11 protein-coding genes are annotated in these 12,379 nt (G+C 39.8%); 10 read left to right on the top strand and 1 reads right to left on the bottom strand.

The window, feature by feature from the left end; genetic code table 11:
- The first annotated feature begins 3 nt into the window (after positions 1–3).
- The 10 genes from HH219_RS10650 (at position 4) to HH219_RS10605 (ending at position 10,267) form a co-directional block, all read left to right on the top strand.
- On the top strand, positions 4–801 hold the full coding sequence (locus tag HH219_RS10650) for a DUF547 domain-containing protein (protein WP_211842106.1): 798 nt from the start codon (positions 4–6) through the stop codon (positions 799–801).
- Positions 788–2,032: an ABC transporter substrate-binding protein gene (locus HH219_RS10645; protein WP_169327425.1), complete on the top strand. Its 1,245-nt coding sequence runs from the start codon at positions 788–790 to the stop codon at positions 2,030–2,032. The genes HH219_RS10650 and HH219_RS10645 overlap by 14 nt, the downstream gene beginning before the upstream one ends.
- Positions 2,032–3,789, top strand: a complete 1,758-nt coding sequence (locus HH219_RS10640; RefSeq protein ID WP_169327424.1) for an ABC transporter permease subunit — start codon at positions 2,032–2,034, stop codon at positions 3,787–3,789. Before HH219_RS10645 ends, HH219_RS10640 begins: the two co-directional genes overlap by 1 nt.
- A 1-nt stretch (position 3,790) precedes the next feature.
- Positions 3,791–4,444 (top strand): ATP-binding cassette domain-containing protein, encoded by a 654-nt coding sequence (locus HH219_RS10635; protein WP_169327423.1) that lies wholly within the window; start codon positions 3,791–3,793, stop codon positions 4,442–4,444.
- Positions 4,438–5,064 (top strand): CDP-alcohol phosphatidyltransferase family protein, encoded by a 627-nt coding sequence (locus tag HH219_RS10630; RefSeq protein ID WP_054206724.1) that lies wholly within the window; start codon positions 4,438–4,440, stop codon positions 5,062–5,064. The genes HH219_RS10635 and HH219_RS10630 overlap by 7 nt, the downstream gene beginning before the upstream one ends.
- The gene (locus HH219_RS10625; protein ID WP_169327422.1) at positions 5,054–5,842 is read left to right on the top strand and encodes a sterol desaturase family protein; all 789 of its coding nucleotides are present in this window, start codon (positions 5,054–5,056) and stop codon (positions 5,840–5,842) included. Before HH219_RS10630 ends, HH219_RS10625 begins: the two co-directional genes overlap by 11 nt.
- 167 nt (positions 5,843–6,009) lie before the next feature.
- Positions 6,010–7,863, top strand: a complete 1,854-nt coding sequence (locus tag HH219_RS10620; protein WP_169327421.1) for a CIA30 family protein — start codon at positions 6,010–6,012, stop codon at positions 7,861–7,863.
- Between the two features lie 361 nt (positions 7,864–8,224).
- Complete coding sequence (locus tag HH219_RS10615; RefSeq protein ID WP_249118501.1) at positions 8,225–9,217, top strand: histidine kinase; 993 nt, start codon at positions 8,225–8,227, stop codon at positions 9,215–9,217.
- A complete protein-coding gene (locus HH219_RS10610) occupies positions 9,214–10,002 on the top strand; it encodes a LytTR family transcriptional regulator DNA-binding domain-containing protein (RefSeq protein ID WP_169327420.1) in 789 nt (262 codons plus the stop codon). Before HH219_RS10615 ends, HH219_RS10610 begins: the two co-directional genes overlap by 4 nt.
- An 82-nt stretch (positions 10,003–10,084) precedes the next feature.
- Positions 10,085–10,267 (top strand): DUF6435 family protein, encoded by a 183-nt coding sequence (locus tag HH219_RS10605; RefSeq protein WP_054206734.1) that lies wholly within the window; start codon positions 10,085–10,087, stop codon positions 10,265–10,267.
- 123 nt (positions 10,268–10,390) lie between these two features.
- Here the strand turns inward: HH219_RS10605 and HH219_RS10600 are convergent, their stop codons facing one another.
- Entirely contained in the window at positions 10,391–11,992 is a 1,602-nt protein-coding gene (locus HH219_RS10600) for a hypothetical protein (protein ID WP_169327419.1), read from the bottom strand.
- Positions 11,993–12,379 lie beyond the last annotated feature (387 nt).

Raw genomic sequence — 12,379 nt, 5'->3', positions numbered from 1 at the left:
ATTTTGAAATCATTATTTTTTATTGTATTAACGAGTCTGCTATTTATAACGCATGCTAAAGCTGATGATTCACTTCATCAGCCTTGGCAGCAACTGCTCAGCAGCCACGTAAAATCGATTAACCACGGCGTTAGTACAGCAGTAGATTACAGCGCATTTAAAAAGCAACATGCACAACTAAAAGGTTACTTGAGTACCATTAGCGATGTTACCCAAGCGCAATTTGAACAATGGGATAATGCGCAGCAGTTGGCTTTTTTGATCAACGCATACAACGCATGGACGGTCGAATTGATTCTAACTGAATACCCAAACATTGAATCAATTAAAGACTTAGGGAGTTTTTTTAGTTCCCCGTGGAGCAAAGAGTTTGTGCCATTATTAGGCGAAACCCGAAGCCTAGATAATATTGAACATACGCTTATTCGTGGCAGTGGTAAATACAACGAACCGCGCATCCACTTTGCGGTTAATTGTGCCAGCATCGGCTGCCCGGCACTGCGCGAAGAAGCGTATACTGCCGCTAAACTTGATACTCAACTTGAGCAACAAACTCAGCGATTTTTAGCTGATATAACCCGTAACTATGTAAAAGATAACACGCTTTATTTATCTTCTATTTTTAAATGGTACCAAGATGATTTTGAAAATAGCTTTCGTGATACGCAATCATTACAAGCATTTATCTTATTATACCCAGATGCGCTAAACTTAACGCCAAGTCAACAAGCAAAACTTAAAAGTAACACCATGAAAGTGAAATTTTTAGATTACAACTGGGCATTGAATGACAACCAGTAATTATCTGTTATTACAACCAAAGCGTATTAAACACTACGCCTTGGTATTTATTGCTATGCTTAGTTTTATATTTTCATCAAACAGCGCTGCAAAAAATTGGCAAACTGTGCTCGATAACGGCCAAAACCACAGTGTATATTTTCATGCTTGGGGTGGCGACCCACAAATAAATGCCTATATTCAGTGGCTTGCACAGCAAGTTAAGCAGCAATATAATATTGATCTACACCATATCAAACTCACCGATACCAGTGAAGCTGTAAGCCGCGTTTTAGCTGAAAAATCAGCAGGTAATCACAGCGAAGGAAAAGTCGATCTTATTTGGATCAACGGTGCAAATTTTGCGGCAATGGCAAAGCACGGTTTACTAACGCCTAATTGGGCCACTAAATTACCTAATTTTTCATTAACTAATCCCGCAAAAAACCCAGCGATGAGTTTAGACTTTGGCGTGCCAACTCAAGGCATGGAATCACCGTGGGGGCAAGCTGCACTTACTTTTTACTACGACAGCGTTGCAATAACTTCGCCACCTAAAACTCTCACGCAATTACTTACTTGGAGCACACAACATAAAGGTCGATTTACTTATCCCAAACCGCCTGATTTTATTGGCGTAAGCTTTTTAAAGTATGCACTGATTAGTTTAACGCCAGCATCACTACAAGCGAAGCTTTATCAACCTGTTACAAAGCAAAACAGCACTTTATTACTGCCTAAATTATGGCAGTTTTTAGATACACTACACCCTAATTTATGGCGTGCAGGCCAGCATTTTGTCTCTAGCAGCACCGCACTTAGACGTTTAATGGGTGATACTGAATTGAGCCTTGCCATGACATTCTCAGCGCCCGAAGTCCCTGCTGCTGTCACCCGCTTTGATCTCCCCACCAGCATTCGCAGTTATGCTATGAGTGATGGTAGCCTCAGTAATATTCACTTTGTTGCGATACCTTACAATGCAGCGCATACAGACAGTGCTAAGTTGCTCGCTAATTTCATGCTCAGCGTAAATGCACAAGCTAAAAAGCAACGCCCAACTACTTGGGGTGATAATACCGTATTGGATTTATCTATTTTAGCTGCAGATCAAGTAACTCAATTCCAATTATCAAACCCGCACCCAAGCAGTTTAGCGCCAAACCATAATAGCCCAGCCCTTGCAGAGCCTCACCCAAGTTGGGTAAAAGTAATTGAGCAACAATGGCTTGAACGATATGGAGCGCAATAATGATACACGCGCGTGATATATTTACTCGGAGCATAAAATTAACCCCCACGCTATTAATGGCGCTATTAGTGATCCCAGTTGTAGGTGGACTAATTGGTGTATTATTACCCGCGTTTGGCTATATCCCTGCACTTGATAAAACCACGTTTACCCTTCGCGGTTTTTATTCGCTATTTAATACCGCTGGTTTTGCAAACATGCTGCTACTGAGTGCGATTAGCAGTCTTGTTAGCACGTTATTGGCATTTATTATTACCGTATTAATTTTAGCCTGTTATTTTAATAGCCCTTGGCTTTATCGTATCCAGCGTTTATTGGGGCCTATTTTAGTGATCCCCCATGCCGCCGCGGCAATTGCAATTAGCTTTTTGATCACCCCATCAGGCATGATTTCGCGCTTATTTTCTCCTTGGCTTAGTCAATGGGACAGCCCACCTGATTGGATGTTTCCACACGATTCATGGGGAATAAGTATGGTGCTAGGCTTAACGTTAAAAGAGCTACCTTTTTTATTACTGATGGCGCTAGGTGCCCTTGCCCAAGCCGATTTAGGTGCAAAACTACGAGCCCAACATAAAGTCGCTTTGAGTTTAGGTTATTGCCCTATGACCGCTTTCTTTAAAGTAGTATTACCTAACCTATACCCATTTTTACGCTTACCAATTTTAGCCGTACTTGCTTATGCCAGTGCCAGTGTTGAAATACCGCTGATCCTTGGTCCAAATGCGCCTCCTACACTCGCGGTTGCTATTATGCATTGGTTTAACGATGTTGATTTAACCTTGCGCATTCAAGCCTCTGCGGGAGCAATCATGCAATTACTGTTGACCATGGGCTTGTTACTCAGTTGGTGGCTACTTGAAAAGCTCACAAAAAAGTTTAGCCATGGCAGCTTAATCAACGGCAGACGCGAATATGCTGGGCAACTTATTCAGCGTTTTACTCAGGTATTAACGGTTATTTTGCTCAGTATAATTATGCTCTCATTAGCGGGGCTCATTCTATGGTCATTTGCAGGGTATTGGCGTTTTCCTGATGCGTTGCCATCACAATTTGTGTTACTGCATTGGCAGCATGCTTTACAACAAATGCAAACACCTTTACTTAACACGGTTGTTATCGGGTTTGTTGCTACCTTAGTGGCTGTTATTTTGACCTTATTTACCTTAGAGGCAGAACAATTACGTACGCGCAATTTATCCAATTTTGCCAGTTTACTGATTTACTTGCCTATGCTGATCCCAAGCATTGCGTTTTTATTCGGCTTAGTCTGGTTGCAGGAGCAAGTTGGTAGCCATCATGCGTATTTTAATGTGATATTTGGGCATTTATTATTTGTACTGCCCTATGTGTTTTTATCATTAGCAAGTGGTTACCGACGTTTAGACCCTCGTTTTTCTCACCTTGCGGCAAGCCTAGGAGCCACGCCCAGCAAGGTATTTTTACGGGTAAAACTACCACAATTATTAGCGCCTATTCTGATTGCATTCGCACTTGGCTTAGCGGTTAGTTTTAGTCAATATTTACCCACGTTACTCAGCGGCGGCGGGCGTATTAACACCATTACCACCGAAGCCGTCGCCCTTGCAGGTGGTGCAAGTAGGCGTGTCAGCGCAGTCTATGCATTAATTCAAATGTTGTTACCTGCTATTGCGTTTTTTCTAGCTTGGTTTATCCCTAAGCTCGTTTTTGCAAAACAAACTGCATCCCCGCATAAATTTCAACATCCAACCTTAAAACAACAACCTAAGGCCTAATATGCATTCGTCACTTAATATAAAAAACCTCACTATTTGGCGAGAAAAAACGCAACTTATCTCCTTAAATGAACGCATTAAAGGCGGTGAAGTTCTCAGTATTATGGGTCCATCAGGCAGTGGTAAATCAACGTTACTAAATTGGTTAACTGGCATGCTGCCACATGGTTTTAGCGCACAGGGGACCTTGCTTTTAAACGAACAAAACATTACTCAGTTAGCCAGCCATCAACGTCATGTGGGGTTACTGTATCAAGATCCTTTATTATTTCCGCACTTAAATGTAGCTGATAATATTGCCTTTGCGATGCCTAAAGGGAATAAAAAGCAGCGTATAGAAAAAATCAACAACTCGCTAACACAACTAGGATTAGAGGGCATGGCAGCACGCCACCCACATAGTTTATCAGGCGGGCAACAAGCAAGGGTTGCGCTTTTACGTGTATTACTGAGCGAGCCAAAAGCAATTTTACTTGATGAACCGTTTAGTAAACTTGATGCAACACTGCGAAAAGATACCCGCGAGCTGGTATTTGAGCAAATTCGTCAACGCCAACTTCCCGCAGTAATGGTCACCCATGATGACAGCGATGCACATGCTGCTGGGGGGAAAGTAATTACTCTCAGCGCACATATTCAGGAAACAACATGTTAGATAAATTTATTACACCTGTTATAAAACCACTTTTAAAACCTGTGGTTATAATACTGGATAAGTGTGGCCTCAATGCCGATAAGCTCACTGTTATTGGCTTTATTATTGGTATGCTTGCCTTACCATTACTCGCGTTTGAATTTTATTATGGCGCTTTAGTGGTAATCATTTTAAATCGCGTGTTTGATGGTTTAGATGGTGCTCTTGCGCGTCATCAACAGCAAAGTTCATCAGCGGGTGGGTTTTTAGATATTTGCCTCGACTTTTTATTCTACGGCGCGATTGTACTAGGTTTTGCTTTAGCCGATCCCGCACAAAATGCTGTTGCCGCAGCCGCATTATTGCTGGTTTTTATTGGCACAGGATCAAGCTTTTTAGCCTTTGCCATTGCCGCTGAAAAATTTAGCTTAGCTAAACCTCAGTTTAAATATAAAAGCTTTTACTATTTAAACGGCTTAACTGAAGGCACTGAAACCATCGCATTTTTCGTCGCGTTTTGTATTTGGCCGCAGCACTTTAGCTTGCTTGCATATAGTTTTGCAGTACTTGGCAGCATCACTATTTTTACGCGTATTCATGGTGGTTATCATACTTTAAGGCAAATAAATAATGACGAATGAAGCACTGTGGCGATTAGGCGCGTTTCTTACTATTTTGACAGTTATGATGATAGTAGAAGCAATGAGCCCTGCGCGCACATCACCTGTGGCGGCACGTAAACGTTGGTTTGCAAATTTTTCGTTAGTCGTACTGGCTTCAGTACTAGCTCGACTAACCATTCCCATCGGTTTAACCAGCGTCGCGCTTTATTGTCAACAACACACAATTGGTGTATTTAATCAATTTACGTTACCTTTGTGGCTGGCGGTAGTTTTGAGCTTACTGCTCCTCGATATCGTTATTTATTGGCAACATCGGTTATTTCATAAAGTGCCGCTGCTGTGGCGCTTGCACCGCGTTCACCACGTAGACCCTCATGTTGATACTAGTACAGGCCTGCGCTTTCACCCGCTTGAGATTATTTTAAGTATTATAATCAAACTGATTATTGTAGTCCTATTAGGCGTGCCAGCATTAGCGGTATTAATATTTGAAATTGCCCTCAATGGCTTAGCATTATTTAACCACGCGAATATTAGCCTGCCAAATAAAGTCGAACGTGTACTGCGGTATGTACTTATTACCCAGCAATTACATCGTATTCACCACAGCCAAACTGTGACTGAAACCAACAGTAACTTTGGTTTTAGTGTAACGTGGTGGGATCGCCTATTTGGCAGTTATACGCCCTATGCAAAACTAAGTGATGATACTCTTAACATTGGCTTAAAAGAATTTAGTACATCAAACTCACACTCACGTTTAGTCTCATTAATAGTCATGCCATTCAAAAAGTAACGACTGATAGGTTCTTTATCGAGTCCTTGGGTTATTTATTCGTTTATGTCGGTTCAACCTTAAATCATGTCGGTTCACGCGAATAGTGCTGAACACACGAATAAAATCTCCTACATTCCCTATCAACAGCACGTTACACCGCACACAGTTTGATAAGGAATATAATAATGAAAGTAATCACTAAAACAGCCATCACCTTGAGTTTATTGAGCCAGTTTAATGCACACGCAATTGATTTACGTGTAGATAATGTTCGTCTATATCAAAATAGTACTGCTAATTTTTCACCCCCAAGCACGCTTTATATAGAAAACGGAAAAATAGTTACTATCGCTAAAGCAACCGATACGAAGCAAAAAGCAGATGCCACTATAAACGCTAACGACCAATTTGCACTGCCAGGACTAATTGATTTACATGTTCATTTGGGCTCGTCAGGCAGCAACTTCTCTGAGTTTCAATACTTGCCTGTTAAGTCGCATTTTAATTCGAATCTTTATTTAGGCGTCACAAGCATAGTCGATTTGTTTTCATTTAAGCAAACCCTTGATGAAGCTGCACAATTAAAAGCGACACACGTAACGCCTAACTTATTTTATGCTGGTACGTTATTCACCAATCCTGGCGGGCATGGCACCCAATTTGGTGGCAGTGTGTACGAAATTACAAAAGATGAAGATATTGATACATTATGGAACAAGCATATAGCCACTAACCCACATATTACTAAAGCCGTTATTGAAACATTCGGTGGTATGGGAAAATCGTTAACTGACAGTCAACTCACTGAGCTTGGCAAACGTTCAAAAGCCGCTAATTTACCTTATTTTGTGCATGTATCAACGTTACTTGATGGTAAACGCGCTATCAAAGCAGGCGCGACTGCACTTGCTCATGGGATTAATAATGAAGCCATTGATGAAGAATTTATTACCTTAATGAAGCACCACAGAGTAACTTATATACCAACACTGGCTGTGTATCATAATCACAGTGACGAAAAACATAACCATGGAGTAAGTTCACAAAGCCAATTACTAAGAACAGTGCCCGCTAAATTACAAAAATGTTTATTTGAAAAAGTACCAGCCCCATCTAAGTGGACAGACAATGCATGGCAAGCTCGAAATACGGCCTACGCCAATATTAAAAAGCTCCATCAAGCAGGCGTTGTTATTGGCACAGGATCAGATGCGGGTAATCCGTACACATTACACGGCACAGGGCTTCACAATGAGCTAGATGCGCTCAAAAAAGCAGGGCTATCAAATGACCAAATAATTAATGCGGCGACGCTCAATGGTGCTCAAGCAATAAACCAAGGCGCCCATATTGGTAAATTAGCACCAGGATATGAAGCCAGTTTTGTATTGCTTGCACAAAATCCACTCGTTGATCTTAAATCGCTTCATAACATTGCAGAGGTATTTAAATCAGGACAAAGAATCGATCGTCCAAAATTAATAGCTGAAAATAAAACCATAGAGCCACAAGGCCCAGCCTGTAACCCAACAATTACAAGCCGTAAAGCACACATAATGATAGACGACTTTATTGGAGAGTCACCATGGCAAGCATTAAGCGACAAAGTAATGGGCGGACAATCATCCGTTGAACTAAAGTCAGAAAAACAAAGCTTAACAATTAACACAGCAGTTGCTAAGGCAACTAACTTTGGTGCATGGGCGGGCGCTGAAATAAAATACCCGCAACTAGTTGATGCATCTACATTCAAAGGTATCCGCTTGACTTATAAAGGGTCAAGTGTACCATTTGCACTGTCTATTTATCATAGTGAAGTAAAAGACTGGGATAACTTTTCTGCACTTCTACTACCTAGCAATGATTGGAAAACCCTTGAGATCCCATTTAGTGACTTCAAGCAATTTGGCTTTGGTAATCAAGTGAAATGGTCAGCAACTAAACTCTCTGGTTTTAACTTAATGTGGCGAAAAATGCCCGGTGCCAGTGACGACATCTTAAGAAACACACTTGAAATAAAAGAACTCGTGTACTTTTAAAAGTCATTTAACCTAAACTCTAGGGCGTGTTGACCTTTCGTGATTGATTTTGCAGCAGTATGTTTGGTATTTAGGCAAGGCAGCGCCTATGCAGTGTGGTTGTTCCCCATAAATAGGCGATAACGCAGGATAAATGCCAAACATGCGCTGCCCAAAGGGTTCTTCCTAGGGGCGATTGACTCTTTGTTGCTCGGTTTTTACTTAGCCCGCTAGGTTACAAACCTCGCGCCGCGATTAAATCGCCCCTAGATTGAACAAGTTTCAATCCACAAAGGTCAACACGCTCTAGTTTACACTATTAAAACCAAAATTAGCCTTTGTTTTGGTTTTGTATAAACTGCCATATAACTTTAAAAACAAAATGACCAAAATGTTTAAACAGCCTTTTTTTAAATATAGCTTTTTTATATTACTTGCCATTGATATCGCCTATGCATTAGGTATTGTTATTGCAACTTCTTCACCTATTTCAGGCGGCACTGCTCTTGCAGCACTCGTATGGTTTGTAACCTTTTATTGGTTACCTGTTTGGGCAGCGGCTATTTTAATTTTTTATTTAAGATCAAAAAACATAAATAAGCTTGCACTTGAATGGTTAATTGTAACCTCATTTATGGCGCTAGGTAACACCATCACAGACTTGACGTTAACCACCCTGTTTGACCAATACCAACCATTAGGAATTTTTGTAATATTTAATGGCTTGTTTTGGGGATCAGGTATTTACTTAGCAACGATTTATATAGAGAGTAAAAAAAAGGTGGTAACTGAAAAGCACGCTCGCAAACAAGCTCAATTAGCCACCTTACGCTATCAGCTAAATCCACACTTTATGTTTAACAGTCTCAATACTATTTCGGCTTATATTCATACCAACCCAGATTTAGCCGATGAAGTACTGCACGAGCTAGCTGATATTTTGCGCTACTCATTAGATACCGCAGAGCAACAACTTATCCCTCTGCAACAAGAACTTGCTATTATTGAGAAATATTTAAATATTGAAAAAGCACGGTTTGGTGAAAAACTCCAGATAAACTACAACATCCCCACGCCGCTTAAAAATATAAAAATACCCCCACTCCTTATTCAGCCCATTATTGAAAATGCCGTTAAGCATAATGCCCAACAAACCAAACTAATCCTAAACATTGCTATATCTACAACTGATAACGGCATAAAAATTATTATTAGCGATAATGGTAAAGGCTTTAACCAACACGTATTACAACAAGGTTATGGCAAAGGTGTTGGAATGAAAAACATGCAGCAACGTATTCAACAATTAAGTAATAGTAAAGTCATGCTAAGTAATAATAATGGTGCAGTAATCACATTGGATATAACATTATGAACGAACACACACCCGCTGCAAACAGTGAAAAAATTCGCTTAGTGTTTGCAGATGATGAACTCCCTGCACGTGAAAAGCTAAGCCATCAATTAAGTTTAATGGACAATATAGACGTGGTTGGAGTTGCTACAAATGGTAAAGAAGCTATTTCGCTGATCAACTCACTCACCCCAGACGTTGTATTACTGGATATTCAAATGCCTGAAATCAATGGCTTAGAGTTAGTTGATTTACTTAACTACCAACCCATGATTATTTATACGACTGCGTACGATCAATTTGCAATTGCAGCTTTTGAACATGCCTCAATAGATTATTTGTTAAAGCCATTCCCTATTGCCCGATTGAAAAAAGCACTCGCCAAAGTACAAGCCCAGTTGAACCAACAACACGCCGTAGCGCATGTAAATAAACAAACTGTACAGCCTCAATTTTCACATAATGAAAATAAGCTCAACAAATTGATCAGTAAAAATGGCGAAAGAATATTTCTTTTATCACCAGCAGACATTAAATTTATAAAATCAGAACAAGGAAACAGTTTAGCTTGGAATGGGGAGGTATTTTATCACTTAACTGATACCTTAGATCAGTTAGAACAAGCTCTATCATCACAAAGCTTTATTCGTATTCATCGCAGTTACCTCGTTAATATCGATCATATTAAAGAAATTCAACGTTGGTTTAATGGCAAGCTCATGGTGATTATTAATGATGAAGAAAAATCAGAGCTCAGTACTAGCCGCGCAGGTGCTGATAAACTAAAATACATACTACGTATTTAAGCACTCTGTTATTTGAGCATAATGTAAACCAATATGCATGTTAAAGCGTATATATGTACATAAAAGACTAACAGAGCAATTTATGTTTTCACTATTTAAGAAAGATCCAACCAAAAAATTAAATAAACTTCTTTCGATTAAGTTAAAAGAAGCGATGGAAGCTCAACGCAAAGGTGATATACGCACATATTCTCAACTCACTTTTGAAGCAGATCAAATAGACAAACAAATAATTGAAATAGAACAAAAAAATACACAAGCATAATAACTAAGCTAAATTACAGATCAGAAATAAAACAAGTACGTTTTAACTAGCCCCGTATTTTTAATATACGACAGACATTAAAAAGCCGCAATTAATGCGGCTTTTAGAAGCTATATTAATGTATTAGCTGCCTGAACCAGTAGTACCCGTTGTAGTTTGACATACCACTTCAAGCGCTAAAGACTCAGCTGTACCATCGGCTGTAATCGTTGTAGTTGCTTTAGTCGTATCGCCAACTAGTGGAGTACGCGCATTAACAAATACATTGTATGTGCTGCCTTCAACTAAATCTGCAAGTGTGAATGTTCCCGCAGTACCAGAAGCCAGTGTTTTAGCCTTACCAGCTAAGCTATAACTAACAACAGCATTACTCATATCAACCGTTTTAGTTGTATCATTTGCACACGCAGCCGTCACTGCAAAGTCTTCATTTACTAACGTAGCTGGGTTTGCCAGTACCACTGCAGCAGTACCACACACATTAACTTCGCCATCTGAAGTAAACCAAGGTGTTCCGTTAACATCAAATACTTTTACAGTTGCTTTAGCATTTGCTGAAATGCCAAAGCGCTTTGTATTTAATGGTGAAACAATAACATTACTCGCCGCATTGGCTCTTAAATAGCTTGTAGCACTTGCATCTGATGAGCTCATAGATACATACAAACCTGATGCAGGCACTGCATCACCACTTAAGTTTACTGCAATACCGTCAGTACAAATAGGAGCACTTACAGTTGAGGCGAAAAAGGTTAAATGCGTTGTTTTAAAAGTACCAGTGTAAGTATTTGTCTGTGCGTTTAAAGCACCCACTTCTACTTTGTTAGTTTCACTTGCCCACACACCTGTATCTTCATTGTGTGATTTAAGACCTAGCATATCACCCGGCTGAATAGCTTCACCATTGAGCATGGTCGTCGCCGGAATAGTCATTGATACTGTAATTGGGTCTGAGAATTTTTTAACTTTTTTGCCTGTGCCATCAGCCATCGTTACATTTGCAACACCTACTGATTTTACAATTGACGTAGCATCTGCATTATTTAAACCAGCAGGAACGATTGATGAAGCTGCACCAGTCGATGAGTCAGCGCCATTAACTTTTAACGTGATTTCGCCTGAAACTGGTTGTTCACTCGCATCATATAAAATGACGCCAGCAGGAACGCTTGCTGATGCACTTGATTTACCAGGATCCGTTGCAGCAGAAATTACCGCTGACGTTGTACCACCAGCTTCAACAGTAGACACTACCGATTTATTAGAGATACCATCAGCCGACTCAGAAACAAGGGCAAGTAATGCATTTACGCTCATCACGCCTTCTGCAGTCGTTAAATCAACAATAAAGCTTTTACCAATGTAATCATCAGCAGAAACATTGACTGTAACTTCGCTGATATTAGCATCATCTTTAACTGTAAACGCTAAGCTACCATCAGCCAAGTCAACAGATGTTAGTTCATTGCCATCAACATCAACTATATTTTCAGAAGCGACACCATTTTCAAAAAATGTAACTTTGGCAGCAATTGCGTCATTTGTCACTGAATCAACAACATTCGCATTAACAACAACAGATAGCTCCGTAGGCGCGTCAGGCGCGACAACAACAGGAGGCACTACAACCGGTGGAACAACATCTTTGTCATTATCATTACAACCAGATAAAACAAAAACAGAAGCGACAGACAAAGCAAGTAACGTTTTTTTATTAGTAAGCATGGGGGGTCCTTTTTATTCCTTTTCAATTAGCGTATCTTTAATAAAATTATCATTATTAAGAGACTGCTGCTAAATACAAATATTTTAAAATTAATGAAATAGCAATCTATTCATTTGCAATGGTTATATTAACAACTCTATTGCATGCTTAATATTACACATTATTACAAACAAACATAATTTAACAAATACAGCTAAAACTTTACATCATTAAGCCATAGTTACAACATATAATTTGTAATCAAAGCGAATATAGCCAAGTGAATCGCCCCGAGTTCATCGGAGACCAGTTTGTTTAAGTCAAGCCACTTTACCTGACTCGTTTAAATTGTCATAGTAGTTTGCTTCATATTGAGCTGGTGAAACATACCCAATTGAAGAGTATAA

It is taken from the genome of Pseudoalteromonas sp. NEC-BIFX-2020_015 (genome assembly GCF_012952265.1).
GTDB lineage: Bacteria > Pseudomonadota > Gammaproteobacteria > Enterobacterales > Alteromonadaceae > Pseudoalteromonas > Pseudoalteromonas neustonica.
The sequence above is the reverse complement of the archived record's forward strand: the minus strand, read 5'-3'. Positions and strand labels throughout refer to the sequence as shown.

Coding starts and splice junctions, on each gene's coding strand:
- HH219_RS10645 (WP_169327425.1), top strand. CDS start 788: ATGACAACCAGTAATTATCTGTTATTACAACCAAAGCGTATTAAACAC.
- HH219_RS10630 (WP_054206724.1), top strand. CDS start 4,438: ATGTTAGATAAATTTATTACACCTGTTATAAAACCACTTTTAAAACCT.
- HH219_RS10605 (WP_054206734.1), top strand. CDS start 10,085: ATGTTTTCACTATTTAAGAAAGATCCAACCAAAAAATTAAATAAACTT.
- HH219_RS10625 (WP_169327422.1), top strand. CDS start 5,054: ATGACGAATGAAGCACTGTGGCGATTAGGCGCGTTTCTTACTATTTTG.
- HH219_RS10610 (WP_169327420.1), top strand. CDS start 9,214: ATGAACGAACACACACCCGCTGCAAACAGTGAAAAAATTCGCTTAGTG.
- HH219_RS10615 (WP_249118501.1), top strand. CDS start 8,225: ATGACCAAAATGTTTAAACAGCCTTTTTTTAAATATAGCTTTTTTATA.
- HH219_RS10600 (WP_169327419.1), bottom strand. CDS start 11,992: ATGCTTACTAATAAAAAAACGTTACTTGCTTTGTCTGTCGCTTCTGTT.
- HH219_RS10640 (WP_169327424.1), top strand. CDS start 2,032: ATGATACACGCGCGTGATATATTTACTCGGAGCATAAAATTAACCCCC.
- HH219_RS10635 (WP_169327423.1), top strand. CDS start 3,791: ATGCATTCGTCACTTAATATAAAAAACCTCACTATTTGGCGAGAAAAA.
- HH219_RS10620 (WP_169327421.1), top strand. CDS start 6,010: ATGAAAGTAATCACTAAAACAGCCATCACCTTGAGTTTATTGAGCCAG.